Here is a 17,571-nt window from a genome sequence, read left to right as displayed (position 1 = left end):
CGTCGCCTACGCGCCGCACCGTCCCCAGCCGGTTAGCCTCAAAGCTTTGCGATGATCGGACGCTCATGCGTCCTCGTGCAGTGTGAGTTTGGGATACCATGGGACCATATGGGCGTCAATGGGAAGTGACCTCGTTCCCCGTAGTGAGACCGTCAAATGTTTATAAGGCGTTAAGTTTAACAAATGGTTAGGAACGGCCTGCCAACACCTTGTATTTGCACGGATCGAAACATTGGCCGCGTGCGTTTCGACGCACGGCAAGCCATGCGCGAACCCCAAGGAATTCAGCGCATTAGCACGTCGTGAAAAATCGTCATGCGACGAGAGATTTTTGCCAGTTGGCCTGTAAGCCGGGTTCTGTATGGCTCCGGCTTTCGCCGGAACGTGGCAGCCATTCATCTGGGACCGGACTTGCGCCCGGCCTCTTGCAACCCACCCGGATGACCGGCCCGGAAACAGGCTGAAGCGCTTGCGCGCTTCGCGTCATCCCTATTCGGTTTTGCTCCCGGTGGGGTTTACCTTGCCGTCCATGTCGCCATGGCCGCGGTGGGCTCTTACCCCACCCTTTCACCCTTACCTTCCGAGGAAGGCGGTTTGCTTTCTGTGGCACTTTCCCTGGGGTCGCCCCCGCCGGACGTTATCCGGCACCGTGTTTCCGTGGAGCCCGGACTTTCCTCCCCCTGCGGCCTTTCGGCACTTGCAAGGCGCGGCTGCCCGGCCAACTGGCAGGCGCTGACTAACCGATACCGAAGGGAAAGGCCAGTGGCTTAGCGGAAATGAACCGCAAAATCCGTCTTGTAGTCCGGCTCGTCCATCTTTCCGCGAATCACCAGGTCCGCACCGATGCGGCCAATCTCGTCGGAACTCTTCGCCGCCGCACCGTTGCCACCGGTCAGGAGCGCAATGCGGTCCCCCTCCACGAAACCGGCATAGGGATAGCCGTGCACCGTATAGGTCGTGACGCAGGGCACCGAGACAAGGCGGACCGGATCGAGATCGGGGATCGACCGTGCAAGCAGGCGCTTCAGATGCACGATCGCCTCCGGACGCCCCTCCCCGCGGAACCAATCGCGAATCGCCTGCTCGTCCTCGATCTCGACCTCGGTCGGATCACCGCCGATCTTGAGATAGGAATGGCCGTCCGGATAGACGATCGGCGGCAGGAAGTAGAAATGGTCGCTCGGATCGGCGCTTTCGTCGATCCAGGACGGCATGGTGCGATAGGCCACGGCCTGTCCCGGCGAAAGCTGCGCCAGCACGACCGTGCGGGCCTTGATGACGAGCACCGGCACCTTCGGCAAAAGTCCCGAGGCACGGGAAAAGCCGCCCGTCGCCACCAGCACGCGCCCGCCGGTGACCGTGCCGCCAGACTTCAGCGCCACCGAAGCACGCTCGCCGGCATCCGTCACGGACAGGGCATCGTCGAAAATGGAAACGCCGCCGGCCTTTTCAAAGCAGGCGACCTGCGCGGCGACAAGCTTGCGCGGATCGACATAGCCGGCCCCCTTTACCTCGAAGACGCCGGCCGAACTTTCCGGCAGGTCGAACCAGGGAAACCGCGCCCGCAGTGCCGCCCGGTCGAGCAGCGGCGCTTCCAGCGCATAGCGCTTCGCCACCGCCTCCACGGCATTGAGGAAACCGCCACCGGCGGGACCGCTGATGAGGCAACCCGTCTCGCCGTAAAACTCTATGCCGCTCTCGGCCTCGATGGCGCGGTAGCGGGCGATCGACCGCTTGGCGAGCAGGGCCCAGTCCGGATCCTGGTCGATCGTGCGGGTAATGCGGCCGCTGTCGTAGTGACTGGCGAAGACGCCGTCGTGCTTCTGCCAGTCGGCAGGCTCTCCCCGCCCAACGAGCCCCACGGAAGCGCCCGTTGCGGCAAGGTGGCGCGCGGCCGCCGCCCCCATCATGCCCCTGCCCACGACGACGAAATCGAAATGCCGATCCATGCCCTACCCTCGCTTTTCACCGATGGCATAGCATGGCCGCGGGCCGATTCCAGCCCGCGAAACGTCGCGGCGATCAGTCGATGATGCTCTGCACCTTGCCGCAATAGCGCTTGGAGACCGGGTTCATGCGCTTGGCGCCATGGCCGGCATTGTAGCGCAGGATCGTGCCGCAGGTCGTGCCGCCGGAAAGGTCGTGCGCCATGGCAAGGTACTTCATGCCGAACTTGATGTTGGTCTCGGGATCGTAGAGACCCTTGGCGCCGCCGCGATAGCCCATCATGCGGGCCGTCGCCGGCTTGATCTGCATCAGCCCGATTTCACCGGCACCGCCGCGAGCCCGCGGGTTGAAGTTGCTCTCGACGCGCACCACCGCATGGGCGAGGTCGACAGGCACGCCGTAGGCCTTGGCATAGGTCTGGATCAAGCCGGAATAGCTGGCCGTCTTGAGATCCGCGCTCAGCGGGTTTTCCGCCTTGGGATAGCCGGTCGTGCTCTTGTAGGTCTTCAGCTTGCCGACGACCACGCCGTCCTTGTCGATGACGGTCTTGCGCTTGTTGCTGCGCTTGCTGGAAACCTTGCGCGGCTTTTCCTTGCCGGCGGCCTCCTGTTTTTCGGAAGTCTGGAACAGATACTGTTTCTTGGCCGGGCCCCGGGAGGGTTCGGCATATGCCGTGGCGGCGGAAAAAACGGACACACAAAAGCAGGCCGCGCTGAAGGCAGCAAGAAGTCTTCTCATCTAGTCATCGTCTCCAAAAGGCGCAAAGGCACTGCCTTGGCCGGCGGCATTTCAAGCCGCGCAGCCCGCGCAAACGTCTCGATCCTCATTGATCGCGATCAGGCCCTGACCGCATGCTGCGCTGCAATGAACGCAAGCGGAAAGAACATCCCCAATCAGGTCAGGATGTGGCGAAACGGTAAACTTCTGTTACAGCCTGTAATATTCGAATATTCGGATAGACTCTCAGGCAGCCAGTCGCGGCAACGCGGAAAGCAGCCGGTGCAGCGTGTCGATGGTCGAAAAATCGGCGATGCCATCGACCCGCTCAGGCCGGAAATGGCGCTGGAAAGCAGCCACGGCGCCCTCCATTTTTTCCGAATAAACACCATCGATTTCAGTACCATAGCCGTAGAGTGACAGCATGGTCTGCAGGGCTTCGACGGGCTGGCCCGCATCCCCCTTCTGGAAGAAGCGTCCGCCGGCGATCGGCGACGGTGCCACCCAGTGCCCGACACCCCCGGCATGAAGGCGTTCCCAGGGGAACTTTTCACCCGGATCGACCTTGCGAACAGGGGCAACATCGGAGTGCGCAAGCACCCGTTCCGGGGCGATTTGCCATCTCTTGCCACAATCCCGACACAGTTCGACGACCGCTGCGACCTGAGCATCCGGAAAATCCGGCAGCCCGCCGGGGTGTCCGGCATTGGCGATCTCGATGCCGATGGAGGCCGAATTGATGTCGGTCTCGCCCTTCCAGAAGCTCTTTCCCGCGTGCCAGGCACGATCCGCCTCGCGCACGAGCTGCTCGACGCGCCCGTCCTCATGCACGAAGTAGTGACAGGAGACCTGGCTTTCCGGCGCGCAGAGCCATTTCAGCGCGCCGTCGGCCGTTTCCATGCCGGTATAATGCAGGAGGATGATGTCAGGCGTGCGCCCGCCCGCCCGCTCGCCGAAATTCGGCGACGGCGCAGCGGTCGCGCCGGCATAGTCACAGATGAATGCGCTCATGCAGCGCAGCGTTCCTTCTCGATCGCCTCATAGGCAGCGTTGAGCGCGGCCATGCGGTCGTTCGCAATCTGATGGAACTCGGCCGGCACGCCACGCGCCACCAGCCTATCAGGGTGATTCTCCGAGGCAAGCACCCGGTACCGCTTGCGGATTTCCGCAAAATCGTCGCTCGGCTTGACGCCCAACACCTTGTAGGGGTCACGGCCGCTGACATGCACATGCCGCGCCGTGATCTGCTCGAAGCGCTCGTCCGCCATGCCGAAGATTTCGGCGACCCGGCCGAGGAAGGCCATTTCATTCTCGTGAATCAGCCCGTCGGCCTTGGCAATATGGAACAGGCCATCGACGATGTCCTCGAGGATCGGGCAGTTCTTTTCGCAGGAGACGCAGAGCGCCTTCATCTTCTCCGCATAGGCCTCGTAGCCGGCGACGTCCTGGCGCGCGAGATTGTAGAGCCGGGCGACATTGGCCGCCTGATTGTCGGGGTATTTGAAGATGTCCTTGAAGGCGTCGACCTCGGCGGTCGTCACGATACCGTCCGCCTTCGCCATCTTGGCCGAAAGCGCGATCATCGCCACCGAGAAGGCGACCTGCCTGCGGGTTTCCGGATCGCCTTCGAACAGCGTGCGCACGGCCTCGACCACGCCGGACAGCACGTTGCTGGCGGCATCCGAGACCATGCCGACGAGGCGATCCCATACGGCACTGATGAAGCAACTGGGCGAATTCTGGAACATAAGGTGACCTTGAGCAGACAATTGCAGGGAAAGCAAGGCGCGAAATGTCTGAATGACAAAATTTTGATGGCCCTCATCAAGTGGCGGCATGCAAAATCCCCGCTGCAGGATTTCCGCCTGTGGAGCACGAGAGTCAATCCGTCATGGAGTGCGGATAAGTTCGCCGCGCCGTTCCCCTCCCGGGGATTCTGCGCTAGAGCAACTGCACCATCGAGACGGGCTGACGCCGAGGAGGAAACATGGCCAAGCAGAAAGTCGCAATGCTGACCGCGGGCGGGCTCGCACCCTGTCTGTCGTCCGCTGTCGGAGGCCTCATCGAACGCTACAGCGACATCGCGCCCGACATCGAGCTCGTCGCCTATCGCTCGGGCTACCAGGGCCTGCTGCTGGCCGACCGCATCGAAATCACCAAGGACATGCGCGAAAAGGCGCCCCTCCTCCATCGCTATGGTGGTTCGCCGATCGGCAACAGCCGCGTCAAGCTGACGAACGCTGCCGACTGCGTGAAGCGCGGCCTCGTCAAGGAAGGCGAGAACCCGCTGCGCGTGGCGGCCGAACGGCTCGCCAAGGATGGCATCACCATCCTGCACACGATCGGCGGCGACGACACCAACACGACGGCCGCCGACCTTGCCGCCTATCTGGGCGCCAACGGCTACAACCTCACCGTCGTCGGCCTTCCGAAGACGGTCGACAACGACGTCGTGCCGATCCGTCAGTCGCTCGGCGCCTGGACGGCCGCGGAAGTCGGCGCCGGCTTCTTCGACCATGTCAGCAACGAGCAGAGCGCCGCGCCGAAGACGCTCGTCGTGCATGAAGTGATGGGCCGCCATTGCGGCTGGCTCACCGCCGCGACGGCCCGCGCCTATATCCAGAAGACCAACGGCAACGAGTATGTCGACGGCTTCATGATGAACAAGCAGCTGAAGAACATCGACGGCCTCTACCTGCCGGAGCTGGCCTTCAACCTCGAAGCCGAGGCCGAACGCCTCAGGGGCATCATGGACCGCGCCGGCTTCGTCACGCTCTTCGTTTCGGAAGGCGCCTGCCTCGACGCGATCGTGGCGGAGCGGGAAGCCGCCGGCGAAACCGTCAAGCGCGATGCCTTCGGCCATGTGAAGATCGACACGATCAATGTCGGCAACTGGTTCTCCAAACAGTTCGCCGCCCTGCTCGGCGCCGAACGCGCAATGGTGCAGAAGTCGGGGTACTATGCCCGCTCCGCCCCGGCGAATGGCGACGACCTGCGCCTCATCCAGAGCATGACCGACCTTGCCGTCGAAAGCGCGCTCAACAAGGTTTCGGGCGTTACCGGCCATGACGAGGGCCAGGGCGGCAAGCTGCGCACCATCGAGTTCCCGCGCATCAAGGGCGGCAAGCACTTCGACACCTCGGCAAAATGGTTCGGCGACGTGATGAACGTCATCGGCCAGAAGTGGAAGCCGGCGGCCTGACGCCTGCCCGCGCAAAACGCCGCTTGACGGCGAAAACTTGTGATGGCTTGCTCCCCGGATTGCACTCGATCCGGGGAGTTTTTATGTCTTTCGAACACTGGCTTGCCTTCGCCGCCGCCTCCGCCATCATGCTGGCCATTCCGGGCCCGACGATCCTCCTCGTGATCTCCTATGCACTCGGCCATGGACGGCGCACGGCAGGCGCTACGGTCGCCGGCGTCGCGCTCGGCGATTTCACCGCTATGACCGCCTCGATGCTCGGCCTCGGCGCCCTGCTCGCCACATCGGCGGCCGTCTTTACCGTCCTCAAGTGGGTCGGTGCCGCCTATCTGATCTGGCTCGGCATCAAGCTGTGGCGCGCGCCCGTCTCCAGCGGGGTCGAGGGTGAGGCACCGGCGGAAGAAAAACCCTTCCGCATCTTCGCGCATGCCTATGTGGTGACCGCGCTGAACCCGAAGAGCATCGTCTTCTTCGTCGCCTTCCTGCCGCAGTTCCTCGACCTCACGCAGCCCGTCCTGCCGCAGATGGTGATCTTCGAAATCACCTTCCTCGTGCTCGCGACGCTTAACGCCTTTTCCTATGCCCTGCTCGCCTCCGCCGCGCGCAAAACCATCCGCAAACCCTCGGTTCAGAAGGTCGTCAACCGCACCGGCGGCACCTTGCTGATCGGCGCCGGGTTGCTGACGGCAGGGCTCAAGCGGGCAGGCACCTGAGGCCTCGGCAAGCCTACGGGTTGCCGCTTGCCGCCCGATCGGCTATGGACGGGGCACGGCCACGGCCGATTGATTTGCAAAGACGGGGGCGTTTCGGCGCCCGCGCACCCCCGCAAACCGAGAGCGACGACCATGGCTGATACACCCGTTTCCCGTCCGGCACGCATTGCCACGCTTGCCTGCGCCGGCCTTCTCGTGACGCTCGCCGGCTGCGCCAGCGTCGCCGACGATGCGACCTCGGCCAGGACCGTGACGCCGGCATCCGCGGGAACCACGGATATCGCCGCTGCCGCCGGGACGACGACGGAAGTCTCCTACGCCGCTCTGCCCGCCGCCAAACCCGGTACGGAAAACACGCCCGAAGCCCTGCCGACGCCGATCGCCGTTGCGGGCGGCACGTCGGGCGTTGTCGTTCCGGTTTCGGCTCTTGCCGAGGCCAAGCCAGTGACCGGCGCCGCAGCCGCCACCGCCGCGCTTGCCGGCAACGACGTTGCGGGCGTAGCCACCACGACGAAGCAGGGTTATGACACGGTCATCGGCGTTTCCGTCATGGAGCCGGGCTTTGACAGTGGCGAGCCGGAAGGTCTCGAACAGCTCGTCGCCAGCCGCAAGATCGTGCCGATGGCGAAACCTGCTTTGGTGAGCAACGCCGTTCTGACGACGCAGACCCGTCTTGTCGTTCAGCAGTCCGAGCAGCCCTTCAAGAAGTCGGGCACGCCGATCGATGCGATCATCACCAAGTATGCCGCGATCTACGGCATCCCGGAATCCCTGCTGCATCGCGTCGTCAAGCGCGAAAGCACCTACAATCCCAGGGCCTACAATCGTGGCCACTACGGCCTGATGCAGATCAAGTATGCGACCGCGAAAAGCATGGGTTATGAAGGCCCGGCCGAAGGCCTGTTCGACGCCGAGACGAACATCAAATACGCGGGCAAGTATCTGCGCGGGGCCTGGATGGTCGCCGACGACAAGAACGACGGCGCGGTACGCCTTTATGCCGCCGGCTATTACTATCACGCCAAGCGCAAGGGCCTGCTCGACGAGACCGGCCTGAGATAAGCCGGCCTCGCGGCAAAGGACGTCAGCGCGCCGGCTTCAGCCAGAACGTCATCGGCTTTTCCGTTTCCACCGCCTCGCCGATATCCTGCCAGGCAAGCATCGTGGTGAGCGCTGCACGGCGCTGGTAACCGCGTTTTCCCCAGAATTCATCGAGCGGCATGTAGTCCGCCGGCCGCAGCGGGTGCTCCTTCGGGCGATCGACGGCGCAGAAGGCGCACCAGTCGAAACGGCCGAGGTGGCGGGCATAGGCTTCGCGCTCCTCGAAGAAGCGCACGCCAAGGCCCCTGCCCCGATAGGTCGGCAGCAGCACGGATTCGCCGAAATAGAAGACCTTTTGGGGATCCATGCCTGCCGCGACGAACGGCGTCCGGAAAACCTCCGAGGCATCCGCCATCGGCACACCCGTCGAGGCCCCTACGATGCGCTCGCCATCGAGCGCCAGCGCGAAAAAACTCTCCGGTGACTGCGCATAGGTCGCGAGATAGGAGACTTCATAGTCCTCGCTGCCCTCGTAAAGATAGGGAAAGGCGCGAAAGACCTCGATGCGCAGGCGTGCAAGGTCGGCGATGTAAGGCGTCACGGCGGTGCCATGGACAATCTTGATCTGCATGATCCGTGAATGTTCCCAACGATTTGAACAATGCTATAAGGCGGACGGGCTTTGCCCGAAAGCATTCCCAGCAAAAGTGCGGAGCAGTTTTGCGTCCGGAAATGCGAGAGGAAAAAGAGATAGAGCGTTTTCGCGATTCGAAGAAAAGCGGAACCGATCTAGAGCAACGATATGAGGGATGACATGCCAGCAAAAGAGACGATCCGCGCCTATTACGATGCTTTCAACAGGCAGGACATGGAGGCCTTCTTCGACCTCCTGCACGAGGACGTCATCCACGACATCAACCAGGGCGGCCGCCAGGTCGGCAAGCAGGTCTTCCGCGACTTCATGGCGCATATGAACCGCAGCTACCGCGAGACGCTGACGGACATCGTCATCATGTCCAACGACGACGGCACGCGCGGCGCTGCCGAATTCACCGTCAACGGCCAGTACCTCGCCACCGACGAGGGCCTGCCGGAAGCCAATGGCCAGACCTATGTGCTGCCGGCCGGCGCGTTCTTCGAGATTCGCGACGGCAAGGTCGCGCGCATCTCCAACACCTACAATCTCAACGACTGGATTGCTCAGGTCGGCGCCTGATCGGTCTGAAGGTCGGGTGCGTCCAGGATATCGAGAACGCTCTTCACCAGCGGCTGGGGCCGATAGCCAAGTTTCGACGGCGTCAGCCCCAGCCGGATCACCGCAAGCCTCTTCGCGGGAATGATAGCGGCCGACTGGCCGTCATGGCCGAGGATCCAGAACGTCTCGTCCGGCAGGCCGTAGCCAGCATCGCTCTTGTCGCCCGGGCCCTTCGCCCAGGTCTGCATATGGCTGTAGGCGCCGCCGGACGCTTTCGTCGGCATCACCATGGCCCCGACGAACCCGGCAGGCAGCAACCGGTTGCCCTTCCACACCCCGTCGTCGAGCAGGAAGAGCGCGAAGCGCGCCCAGTCACGCGCCGTCGCGTACATATAGGAAGAGCCGACGAAAATACCGGTCTCGTCCGGCTCCATCACCGCGCTTGCCATGCCGAGCGGCGCAAACAGCGCCCGCACCGGGAAGGAGAGCGCCTGGCTGCGCCCGTTGAGCGCGCCCATCCAGATGCGCGAGAGAAGCACCGCCGTGCCACTCGAATAGGTGAAGCGCTCGCCCGGATTGGCCTCGAGCGGCAGCGACAGCACGAAGCGCGACATATCCGGCTCGAGGAACAGCATGCGCGTGACATCCGCCACGCTGCCATAGCTCTCGTTGAAGGCAAGCCCGCTCTCCATGGCCAGAAGCTGCGCGAGCGTGATCTTCGACCGCGTATCGCCGCGCCATTCCGGGAAGAGGTTGTTCATGTCCGGCGTCAGGGCGCCGGCCTGCATCAGCCGGCCGATCAGCGCCGCATTGACCGTCTTGGTCATCGACCAGCCGAGCAGCGGCACCGTCTTCGAAAAACCGTCCGCATAGGCTTCCGCGACGATGCGCCCGTCATGCACGACGACGATCGCCCGCATGCCGGGACCGGCAAGCTTGGGGTCGGCGAGCAGGGCCGCGACGCGCGCATCCTCCGTCACCGCCTCGCCATCGGGCCAGGCGACGGCCGGGTCCACGGGCGGGACCTTCGGCAGGGCGACATCGGAGATCGCCTGCCGCGCCGCCTCGAAGTCGCCGTCCGGCACGCCGGTACAGCCGAACCCCTCGTGCCAGACGGCATACCCCGGAGCAAAGAGGCCGAGCAGGCGTGTCGTCACCGTCTTTCCGGCAAGATCGACATCCTGCCGCATCAGTTTGAGGAGCGGATGGCCGGGGGCCTGCACGTCCTCGGCGAGTACCTCATCCGGATCTCGGCCGGAGATGAAGGCGCTGGAGCAGACGATCTTGGCGGCATAGCCGGAGCCGACGCTGAGCAGAGCAGGCGGCGATACGATGAGCCAGCTCGCCCCCACCAGCACGACGGCGGCGAGAAGGGAAAGCGTCCAGGCGGCAAGCCTGTAGAATCGTCTCATACCGGCCTCTCCTTCCAGGTGCGAGACAATCAGGATTTGCCTGTCATGAAAAGGCATTTCGCATTCATGCGGAAAGCCGGTCTTCGGTTTGCGCAAGGAAGCGCATCACATCCGGCGCGCCCACAGGCCCGGAGATCAGGTAGCCCTGCGCCTCGGAGGCGCCGCGCTGGCGGATGAAGTCCAGCTGCCCCTCGGATTCGATACCCTCCACCGTCGTCGTCACCTGGAATGTGCGACCAAGCTTCAGGATGATGTCGACCAGGTCGGCGTCCCGCTTGCTCTCCATCATGGCCCGCGCAAAGGAGCGGTCGATCTTCAACTGGTCGATCGGGAAGGCACGCAGGTTGTTGATCGAGGAAAAGCCGATACCGAAATCGTCGAGCGCCACCCGCACCCCGTGGCTGCGCAGCTCCGACAGGCTTTCCCGGATCACCGTCTCGTCGACGGAGAAGACGGATTCCGTCACTTCGATCGTCAGGCGCCCCGGGGCGAGCCCGGTCTCCGCGAGGCACTGCTTGACGTAGCCGACGAAGGCGCGGTCCTTGAACTGATCGCCGACGACATTGATGGCGACACCCGCCGGCGCCGGCCAGGTCGCCGCCTCGCGGCAGGCCTCGCGCACCACCCAGTTGCCGAGCGGCAGGATGAGCCCGGTCTTTTCCGCCGCCGGAATGAAGACGTCAGGCATGATCCGTCCCTTTTCGGGATGCCGCCAGCGCAGCAGCGCCTCGAAGGCGCGCACCGTGCGGCTCTCCACGCCGACGATCGGCTGGTATTCGAGGAAGAATTCGTCGGCGCGGATCGCCCGCGCAAGATCGTGCTCGATGGCCGAACGCGCCTGCACATCCGCAGCCAGCGCCGCGTCGAAGAAGCGGAAACCGCTCCCGGGCATCGTCTTCGCCTCGTAGAGCGCGAGGTCGGCACGCTTCAAGAGTTCGGACATGGACGTGTCGTCCGCATCCATGAAGGTGACCCCGATGCTGCAGCCGCTGGTCACCCGATTACGCTTTATATCGAAGGGTTCGGCGAAAAGATCGCAGATCGTGCGGCAGACATCCTCGATCTTGCCTATGGAGGGTCGCCCCGCGATCGTGACCACGAACTCATCGCCGCCGAGCCGATAGACGCCCGTCGTCGCGCAGAGCGCACGTCGCAACCGCCCGGCAATGGCCGCAAGCAGCGCATCGCCCGCATCATGACCAAAGCTGTCGTTGACGAACTTGAAGCGGTCAAGATCGAGCAGCAGGAGCGCCGGCCGGTCAGCCTCCTCGCTCTTCTCGACGATCGCCTGAATGTCACGCTCGAGGCAGAACCGGTTGGCCAGTCCCGTCAGCCGGTCGTGATAGGCGTCATGCGTCAGGCGCTGCTCCGTCTGCCGGCGCTGGCTGAGCTCGGCGATCAGCAGCGCCTTGGAGCGGCCTATCTGGTAGAAGCCGACGCCGAAGAAGACGGGCATGAGCGCGAGCGCCGTGGCGGTCGGTGCGGAAAAGCCGAAGAGACTGGCCTGCGTATTGTCGCGCAGCAGCTGGTCGGCGGCAAGGCAGAGGGTCGGAAGGAAGGCTCCGAAAATCGACCCCGTCAACGCATAGCGCTGCTCGATCCTCGGCAACAAGGTTTTCAACATCATGTAACCCTAAACCGTTGTTATCATGACAACAGGGTGCTTCGGGCCGATACCGGCCCCACGGATGTTTCTAGCGAACAAAGAATGACAGAGTGTTAAGGGAGGGTTGGCATCCGCCCCCAAGATTCAAGGGGTCCTCTTTCTTCGGAACCATCGCGCCCGTCAGGCGTTGCGGCTCTTGTTGTAATTCGTGCGTGGGGCTTCGTGCGAGTATCCGAGTGGGAAGGACCATCAGATGAAATCCACGATCTTCGGTGCCGCTGGCATCCTCTTCGCAGCCGGCGCGCTCCCGGCCTTCGCAGCCGACATGACCATTGCCGAGCCGCCGGTGGAAACGCCCATCGTCGAAACGGCAGCCGGCGTCTACGACTGGGGCGGCTTCTATGTCGGCGTGAACGCCGGTTATGCCTGGACCAATGCCAATTCCGGCGGCCCGGCACCCGCCATAGACGAGGGCCTGGACGATTTTGCCCTCGGCGCCTATGCCGGCTACAATTTCTTCAATAACGGCTGGGTCTACGGCGTGGAAGCCGACGTCAAGCACGACTTCAACAATGAGCGCTTCTCCTCGGGCGGCACGCGCTACGAGGCGGAGACGAACTGGGGCGGCTCGGTGCGCGCCCGTCTCGGCTACGCCTTCGACCGCACGCTGATCTACGGTACGGGCGGCTGGGCCTTCACCCGGGCGGAGCTTGAAAACCGCGATACGGGCGTGAAGGAGAAGGACACCGCCCATGGCTGGACGATCGGCGCGGGTGTCGAGCAGGCCTTTACGGATACGGTGGCCGGCCGTGTCGAATATCGCTACACCGACTACGGAAGCTCCGACATCTTCGATGCCGCCGGCCGCAGCGGCGACCTCGATTCGCATTCGATCATGCTCGGCGTGAGCATGAAGTTCTAACGGAGCCGACCATCAACCCCCTCCCCGCGTCGAGCGGTGAGGGGCTTTGGTGCACCCGGCCGGCTTAACGCGGCGCTAACCATAATTTTACGGAAATATGCGAGTGGTCTTCGACCCGTCTCGCGCGTCCGCCCTTTACGACCCGCCCCGTTCGAGGCAGGATTGGGAAACGCGCAACAACGGGACCTCCATGCGTCGGCTCATTCTGGCTTTGCTGCCCCTCGCCCTTCTCGCCTCGTCCTGTTCCACCACCGACTACGATTTCGCGTCGACTGCCTCCGTGCCGCCGCGCTTCGACGACAAGGACCCGCAGAATTTTGGTGCACGCAATCCGCACCGCCACGAGGTCCACGGCATCGACGTCTCCAAGTGGAACGGCGACATCGACTGGCAGGCCGTGAAGAAAGGGGGCGTCTCCTTCGCCTTCCTGAAGGCGACCGAAGGGACGGATCGCCTCGACAGCCGCTTTGCCGAATACTGGCGCGGCGCCCGCGCTGCCGGCGTCGCCCATGCGCCCTACCATTTCTACTATTTCTGCTCGACGGCGGATGCACAGGCCGACTGGTTCATCGCCAACGTGCCGAAGGAGGCCGTGCTGCTGCCGCCCGTGCTGGACGCCGAATGGAACCCCGCCTCCCCGACCTGCAAGACCCGCCCGCCGGCGGACGAGGTGCGCACGGCCCTGCAGCGCTTCATGGACCGCCTCGAAAAGCACTACGGCAAGCGGCCGATCATCTACACGACGGTCGATTTCCACCGGGACAATCTCGTCGGCCATTTCGCGGGCTATCCCTTCTGGCTGCGCGCGGTGGCGGAACACCCGGAAAACATCTATCCGGCGCGCAAATGGGCCTTCTGGCAATACACCTCGACGGGCGTCGTGCCGGGCATATCGGGCGATACGGACATCAACGTCTTCGCCGGTTCGGCGAAGAACTGGACCAGCTGGGTCAAGACGGTTTCCCGCTGACCACCGGATAGGTTGCAGGCGGCCTCGCATCCCCGAGAGGAGAAGCAAAGGTCGCCCGAAAGGCACAATCGCGTGAAAAGGGTGGCAGCAGGTCGCGGCGGCCTTTTTCTTCTTGCTTCCGTCACATTCATCTGAGACAGCCGGGCCAGCAACGGACCAAGGAGCATTCAAGATGCGGCTAAACCTGAAGACGAAACTTGGCGTGGGCCTGACGGCCTTTCTTCTCGCCGGCAGCGCCTACGCCCAGTCGACGGCAGCCTGCGGCGGCGATTTCAATGCCTTTCTTCAAGGCGTGAAGGCCGAGGCCCTGACGCGCGGCGTTTCCGCCGAAGTTGCCGACCGGGCGCTTGCCGGCGCCGCCATCGACCAGAAGGTGCTGTCGCGAGACCGCGCCCAGGGTGTCTTCCGCCAGACCTTTCTCGAATTCTCCAAGCGCACGGTCAGCCAGTCGCGCCTCGATATCGGCCGCAAGAAGCTGAAGGACCTCGCCCCGGTCTTCCAGCGCGCGGAACAGGAATTCGGCGTACCGGGCCCAATCATCGCCGCCTTCTGGGCGATGGAAACCGATTTCGGCGCCGTGCAGGGCGATTTCAACACCCGCAACGCGCTTGTGACGCTTTCGCATGATTGCCGCCGGCCGGAACTCTTCCGCCCGCAGCTTCTCGCCGCCATCGAGATGGTCGGCCACGGCGACCTCGACCCCAACGGCACGACCGGTGCCTGGGCCGGCGAAGTCGGTCAGGTGCAGATGCTGCCGAAGGACATCATCGAATTCGGTATCGATGGCGACGGCGACAACCATGTCAACGTCAAGCAGTCCTCGCCGGATGCCATCCTGACCGCCGCCAAGTTCATCCAGCATCTCGGCTTCGTGAAGGGCCAGCCCTGGATCCAGGAAGTCTCGGTGCCCGATATGCTGCCCTTCGAGAAGACCGGCCTGCAGCCGGGCATGAAGGCCGCCGACTGGTTCGCCCTCGGGGTCACGCCGCGCGACGGCGACACCTCCTTCGGCAATCTGCAAGCCTCGCTGGTGCTGCCGCAGGGCCGCAAGGGTCCGGCCTTCATCACCTATCCGAACTTCAACATCTACCTCGAGTGGAACCAGTCGTTCATCTACACGACCTCGGCCGCGTACTTCGCGACCCGCCTTGCCGGCGCCCCGCCCTATGAGCGTGGCGCGCCGGAGGAAGGCCTTTCCGAAGACACCATGAAGCAGCTGCAGACCAAGCTGCAGGGCCTTGGCCACGACGTCGGCAAGATCGACGGCATCCTCGGCTCTGGCACGCGCGCGGCGATCCAGAAGGAGCAGCTGCGCCTCGGCCTGCCCGCCGACGGCTGGGCGACCCAGTCCCTGCTCTCCGCCCTCTGACGGAAATCGGGTGGCGCCGCATAAACGCGGTGCTATAGGCACGAAGAGACCAAGAGCGGCAGCCCCGGTCGGAACCGGGCTGCCGCTCTGCCTTTTTGCCTCGCCGTTTTCGCGCTACACCAGCGGACGGCAGGATGCCCGGGAGAACGTGCAATGGAACAGCAGGCAGCAACGCGCATGAGCGCACAGACCTGGGGCCTGCTCGCGCTCCTCGGCATGATCTGGGGCGGCTCGTTCTTCTTCGCCCGCGTCGCCGTCGTCCATGTGCCGCCGGCAACGCTCGTGCTGCTGCGCGTCGGCATCGCCGCCCTCGCGCTGCACATCTACATTGCCGGCCGCTTCGACGTCTATGCCACGCTTCGGGCCCGCTGGCGCGAGTTCCTGCTGCTCGGCCTCATCAACAACGCCGTGCCGCACATGCTGATCTTCCTCGGTCAGACGCAGATCGGCGCGGGACTCGCCTCCATTCTCAACGCGACGACGCCGATCTTCACCGTGCTCATCGCCAACCAGTTCACGCTGGACGAGAAGCTCTCCTCGGAAAAGATCGCCGGCTGCCTGATCGGGCTCGTCGGAACCGCCGTGCTGATCGGCCCGCGGGCGCTTGCCCCCTTCACCGGCGACAGCGGCCCGCCGCTCTGGGCGGTCATCCTGCCGGTGCTCGCCGCCGTCTCATACGGTTTCGCCGCGACCTATGGCAAACGCTTCCGCGGCACTTCTCCGCCGGTCATCGCCGCCGGCCAGCTCACCGCATCGACGCTGCTGATGCTGCCCGTTTCCTTCGCCCTCGACACGCCCTGGCAGCTCACCCTGCCCCCGCTCTCGGCCATCCTCGCCGTGCTGGCACTGGCGCTCATCTCGACGGCCTACGGCTACATCCTGTTCTTCCGAATCATGGCGGCAGCCGGTGCCACCAACACCTCGCTCGTCACGCTGCTCGTGCCGCCGAGCGCCATCCTCGCCGGCATGCTCTTCCTCGGTGAAACACTGACGCCGCTCGGCATGCTCGGCATGGCGCTCGTCCTCTTCGGCCTCGTGGTGCTCGACGGGCGCGTTTTCGCCCGCTTGCGCAGCGCCTGAAGGGTCGGGAACAAAGCGTCTTCCCGGCCGTTTCATGGCAATCCGCCGGATTGCCCGTCCGACGTGCGCCATATTGGTAAATGCACAATGCCGGCATTCGTCATCTGGTAGGGATTGTGAATTTTTTGTGGCGCTCCCAATAGAGGAGGAAATTCAGAAGGTTAACACTGTGAATAAGTATCCGGCGGCAGCCGGATGTTGCAGCGCAGCAACAAAACGTCTTTCCAACACGCTTTTTTCAGTCGTAATATCGATCTGCAAACGCAAGGAGGTAGCCATGGGACTCACACATTCCTTGAATGTTCTGATGATCAGTGCAGCGTTCCTCTTCATCGCAACGATGATCTTCATCTGAGGCGATCAAAGCGCAGTCCGGGAGGCTAGGGACCAAAAACTCAAAAAACACCCTGCCGAAACGAATTCTAGAAAAATGCATGGCTCCGGAGACGGCGCCATGCATTTTCGTTTGGGGGCTGCGGTCTGGCAGCGGCGCTCAGGCCGCCGCACCTGCCGGCTGCCGCTCGCTGCGGGCAAAGCCGACGCGGTCGCACACGGCCGAGACCAGTGTGGCGCGGTTCATCGTGTAGAAGTGGAACTCGCCAATGCCGCGGGCGATGAGATCCTCCACCTGCCGGGCGGCAAGGTCGATCGCCACCGCGGCGCGCTCCTGCGGACGGTCGTCGACGGGTGCCAGCCGGTCGGCCAGCCAATCCGGCACGGAGGCTCCGCACAGGCCGGCGAACTTCTGCACCTGCGACAGATTGTGCACCGGCAGGATGCCCGGCACGACCGGGATCGAGATGCCAGCCTTGCGCACGCGCTCCAGGTAACGCTCGAAATCGTCGTTCTCGAAGAAGAACTGCGTGAGCGCACGTGTCGCGCCGGCGTCCACCTTGCGCTTGAGCATGTCGATGTCGGCGGCGACATCGGGGCTCTGCGGATGCTTCTCCGGATAGGCGGACACCGAGATCTCGAAATCGGCAAGGCCTCGCAGACCGGCGGTCAGCTCCGCCGCATTGGCATAACCACCCGGATACGGCTGGTAGGCCGTGCCGACGCCGCCCGGCGGGTCGCCCCGCAGCGCCACGAAGTGCTTGACGCCGACCGCCTGGAATTCGGCGACGACGGCATGCACCTCCTCCTTCGTCGCTCCGACGCAGGTCAGGTGCGAGGCGGCAGGCAGGCCCATCGCAAGAAGCTGGCGAACGGTGGCGAGCGTCGGCGCCTTGGTGGAACCGCCGGCGCCGTAGGTCACCGACATGAACCCCGGATCATAGGCCGAAAGCGCGGCGGCCGTCTCCCAGAGCTGGCCTTCGGCTTCCGCCGACTTCGGCGGGAAGAACTCGAACGACAGGCGGATGTCCTTGCGGGCTGGGCGTGCGGTCGCCTTGTTCATG

The 17,571-nt window shown here is 64.0% G+C and carries 17 protein-coding genes and 1 other RNA gene; 8 read left to right on the top strand and 10 right to left on the bottom strand.

Annotated features, from left to right (window positions below; translation table 11 throughout):
* Nucleotides 1-330: 330 nt before the first annotated feature.
* From rnpB to AKG11_RS15575, 5 genes are all read right to left on the bottom strand, one after another.
* Nucleotides 331-726, bottom strand: an RNA gene (gene rnpB / locus AKG11_RS16155) — RNase P RNA component class A.
* 41 nt (nucleotides 727-767) lie between these two features.
* Nucleotides 768-1,949 (bottom strand): NAD(P)/FAD-dependent oxidoreductase, encoded by a 1,182-nt coding sequence (locus AKG11_RS15590; RefSeq protein ID WP_050744528.1) that lies wholly within the window; start codon nucleotides 1,947-1,949, stop codon nucleotides 768-770.
* A 73-nt stretch (nucleotides 1,950-2,022) separates the two neighbouring features.
* A complete protein-coding gene (locus AKG11_RS15585; RefSeq protein WP_023516141.1) occupies nucleotides 2,023-2,685 on the bottom strand; it encodes a lytic transglycosylase domain-containing protein in 663 nt (220 codons plus the stop codon).
* Nucleotides 2,686-2,910: 225 nt separating this feature from the next.
* On the bottom strand, nucleotides 2,911-3,675 hold the full coding sequence (locus AKG11_RS15580; protein ID WP_023516140.1) for an N-acetylmuramoyl-L-alanine amidase: 765 nt from the start codon (nucleotides 3,673-3,675) through the stop codon (nucleotides 2,911-2,913).
* Nucleotides 3,672-4,412, bottom strand: coding sequence for a TerB family tellurite resistance protein (locus AKG11_RS15575; RefSeq protein WP_037409464.1), 741 nt, complete (start codon nucleotides 4,410-4,412; stop codon nucleotides 3,672-3,674). The genes AKG11_RS15580 and AKG11_RS15575 overlap by 4 nt, the downstream gene beginning before the upstream one ends.
* Before the next feature lie 239 nt (nucleotides 4,413-4,651).
* Here AKG11_RS15575 and AKG11_RS15570 point away from each other — a divergent pair, with 239 nt between their 5' ends.
* The 3 genes from AKG11_RS15570 to AKG11_RS15560 all read left to right on the top strand — a co-directional run bounded on the left by AKG11_RS15570 (nucleotide 4,652) and on the right by AKG11_RS15560 (nucleotide 7,641).
* The gene (locus AKG11_RS15570) at nucleotides 4,652-5,866 is read left to right on the top strand and encodes a pyrophosphate--fructose-6-phosphate 1-phosphotransferase (RefSeq protein ID WP_023517180.1); all 1,215 of its coding nucleotides are present in this window, start codon (nucleotides 4,652-4,654) and stop codon (nucleotides 5,864-5,866) included.
* A gap of 83 nt (nucleotides 5,867-5,949) precedes the next feature.
* Nucleotides 5,950-6,579 (top strand): LysE family translocator, encoded by a 630-nt coding sequence (locus AKG11_RS15565; protein WP_023517179.1) that lies wholly within the window; start codon nucleotides 5,950-5,952, stop codon nucleotides 6,577-6,579.
* A gap of 132 nt (nucleotides 6,580-6,711) precedes the next feature.
* Nucleotides 6,712-7,641: a lytic transglycosylase domain-containing protein gene (locus AKG11_RS15560; RefSeq protein ID WP_050744527.1), complete on the top strand. Its 930-nt coding sequence runs from the start codon at nucleotides 6,712-6,714 to the stop codon at nucleotides 7,639-7,641.
* A 22-nt stretch (nucleotides 7,642-7,663) separates the two neighbouring features.
* Here the strand turns inward: AKG11_RS15560 and AKG11_RS15555 are convergent, their stop codons facing one another.
* Nucleotides 7,664-8,251 (bottom strand): GNAT family N-acetyltransferase, encoded by a 588-nt coding sequence (locus AKG11_RS15555; protein WP_024271545.1) that lies wholly within the window; start codon nucleotides 8,249-8,251, stop codon nucleotides 7,664-7,666.
* Nucleotides 8,252-8,434: 183 nt separating this feature from the next.
* Between AKG11_RS15555 and AKG11_RS15550 the strand changes: the two genes are divergently transcribed.
* Entirely contained in the window at nucleotides 8,435-8,836 is a 402-nt protein-coding gene (locus AKG11_RS15550) for a ketosteroid isomerase-related protein (protein WP_050744526.1), read from the top strand.
* Here AKG11_RS15550 and AKG11_RS15545 read toward each other — a convergent pair.
* Both AKG11_RS15545 and AKG11_RS15540 read right to left on the bottom strand, forming a co-directional pair.
* Nucleotides 8,821-10,227 carry a serine hydrolase domain-containing protein gene (locus AKG11_RS15545; RefSeq protein WP_050744525.1) on the bottom strand — a complete coding sequence of 469 codons (1,407 nt, stop codon included), beginning with the start codon at nucleotides 10,225-10,227 and terminating at the stop codon, nucleotides 8,821-8,823. The genes AKG11_RS15550 and AKG11_RS15545 overlap by 16 nt on opposite strands.
* Nucleotides 10,228-10,291: 64 nt before the next feature.
* The gene (locus tag AKG11_RS15540; protein WP_082342451.1) at nucleotides 10,292-11,854 is read right to left on the bottom strand and encodes a putative bifunctional diguanylate cyclase/phosphodiesterase; all 1,563 of its coding nucleotides are present in this window, start codon (nucleotides 11,852-11,854) and stop codon (nucleotides 10,292-10,294) included.
* A gap of 232 nt (nucleotides 11,855-12,086) precedes the next feature.
* On the opposite strand from AKG11_RS15540, the gene AKG11_RS15535 reads away from it, so the two are divergent.
* The 4 genes from AKG11_RS15535 to AKG11_RS15520 all read left to right on the top strand — a co-directional run bounded on the left by AKG11_RS15535 (nucleotide 12,087) and on the right by AKG11_RS15520 (nucleotide 16,174).
* On the top strand, nucleotides 12,087-12,755 hold the full coding sequence (locus AKG11_RS15535; RefSeq protein WP_050744523.1) for an outer membrane protein: 669 nt from the start codon (nucleotides 12,087-12,089) through the stop codon (nucleotides 12,753-12,755).
* A 190-nt stretch (nucleotides 12,756-12,945) separates the two neighbouring features.
* Entirely contained in the window at nucleotides 12,946-13,725 is a 780-nt protein-coding gene (locus AKG11_RS15530; RefSeq protein ID WP_050744522.1) for a glycoside hydrolase family 25 protein, read from the top strand.
* Nucleotides 13,726-13,897: 172 nt separating this feature from the next.
* Nucleotides 13,898-15,094: a lytic murein transglycosylase gene (locus AKG11_RS15525; protein ID WP_082342450.1), complete on the top strand. Its 1,197-nt coding sequence runs from the start codon at nucleotides 13,898-13,900 to the stop codon at nucleotides 15,092-15,094.
* A gap of 153 nt (nucleotides 15,095-15,247) precedes the next feature.
* Nucleotides 15,248-16,174, top strand: a complete 927-nt coding sequence (locus tag AKG11_RS15520; protein ID WP_050744521.1) for a DMT family transporter — start codon at nucleotides 15,248-15,250, stop codon at nucleotides 16,172-16,174.
* A gap of 153 nt (nucleotides 16,175-16,327) precedes the next feature.
* On the opposite strand, the gene AKG11_RS15515 is transcribed toward AKG11_RS15520, so the two are convergent.
* On the bottom strand, nucleotides 16,328-16,525 hold the full coding sequence (locus AKG11_RS15515; RefSeq protein WP_050744520.1) for a hypothetical protein: 198 nt from the start codon (nucleotides 16,523-16,525) through the stop codon (nucleotides 16,328-16,330).
* A 142-nt stretch (nucleotides 16,526-16,667) separates the two neighbouring features.
* A complete protein-coding gene (metF, locus tag AKG11_RS15510) occupies nucleotides 16,668-17,570 on the bottom strand; it encodes a methylenetetrahydrofolate reductase [NAD(P)H] (protein ID WP_050744519.1) in 903 nt (300 codons plus the stop codon).
* Between the last annotated feature and the right edge of the window lies 1 nt (nucleotide 17,571).

The organism is Shinella sp. SUS2 (assembly GCF_001262505.1).
Classification (GTDB): domain Bacteria; phylum Pseudomonadota; class Alphaproteobacteria; order Rhizobiales; family Rhizobiaceae; genus Shinella.
Note: the sequence above shows the minus strand (reverse complement) of the source record. Positions and strands in the feature narration are given on the sequence as shown.

Excerpts from the sequence above, each read along its gene's own strand:
- metF (WP_050744519.1), bottom strand. The coding sequence starts at position 17,570 with ATGAACAAGGCGACCGCACGCCCAGCCCGCAAGGACATCCGCCTGTCG.
- AKG11_RS15515 (WP_050744520.1), bottom strand. The coding sequence starts at position 16,525 with ATGAAGATCATCGTTGCGATGAAGAGGAACGCTGCACTGATCATCAGA.
- AKG11_RS15545 (WP_050744525.1), bottom strand. The coding sequence starts at position 10,227 with ATGAGACGATTCTACAGGCTTGCCGCCTGGACGCTTTCCCTTCTCGCC.
- AKG11_RS15530 (WP_050744522.1), top strand. The coding sequence starts at position 12,946 with ATGCGTCGGCTCATTCTGGCTTTGCTGCCCCTCGCCCTTCTCGCCTCG.
- AKG11_RS15520 (WP_050744521.1), top strand. The coding sequence starts at position 15,248 with ATGGAACAGCAGGCAGCAACGCGCATGAGCGCACAGACCTGGGGCCTG.
- AKG11_RS15525 (WP_082342450.1), top strand. The coding sequence starts at position 13,898 with ATGCGGCTAAACCTGAAGACGAAACTTGGCGTGGGCCTGACGGCCTTT.
- AKG11_RS15555 (WP_024271545.1), bottom strand. The coding sequence starts at position 8,251 with ATGCAGATCAAGATTGTCCATGGCACCGCCGTGACGCCTTACATCGCC.
- AKG11_RS15550 (WP_050744526.1), top strand. The coding sequence starts at position 8,435 with ATGCCAGCAAAAGAGACGATCCGCGCCTATTACGATGCTTTCAACAGG.
- AKG11_RS15570 (WP_023517180.1), top strand. The coding sequence starts at position 4,652 with ATGGCCAAGCAGAAAGTCGCAATGCTGACCGCGGGCGGGCTCGCACCC.
- AKG11_RS15575 (WP_037409464.1), bottom strand. The coding sequence starts at position 4,412 with ATGTTCCAGAATTCGCCCAGTTGCTTCATCAGTGCCGTATGGGATCGC.
- AKG11_RS15580 (WP_023516140.1), bottom strand. The coding sequence starts at position 3,675 with ATGAGCGCATTCATCTGTGACTATGCCGGCGCGACCGCTGCGCCGTCG.
- AKG11_RS15540 (WP_082342451.1), bottom strand. The coding sequence starts at position 11,854 with ATGATGTTGAAAACCTTGTTGCCGAGGATCGAGCAGCGCTATGCGTTG.
- AKG11_RS15565 (WP_023517179.1), top strand. The coding sequence starts at position 5,950 with ATGTCTTTCGAACACTGGCTTGCCTTCGCCGCCGCCTCCGCCATCATG.
- AKG11_RS15590 (WP_050744528.1), bottom strand. The coding sequence starts at position 1,949 with ATGGATCGGCATTTCGATTTCGTCGTCGTGGGCAGGGGCATGATGGGG.
- AKG11_RS15585 (WP_023516141.1), bottom strand. The coding sequence starts at position 2,685 with ATGAGAAGACTTCTTGCTGCCTTCAGCGCGGCCTGCTTTTGTGTGTCC.
- AKG11_RS15560 (WP_050744527.1), top strand. The coding sequence starts at position 6,712 with ATGGCTGATACACCCGTTTCCCGTCCGGCACGCATTGCCACGCTTGCC.
- AKG11_RS15535 (WP_050744523.1), top strand. The coding sequence starts at position 12,087 with ATGAAATCCACGATCTTCGGTGCCGCTGGCATCCTCTTCGCAGCCGGC.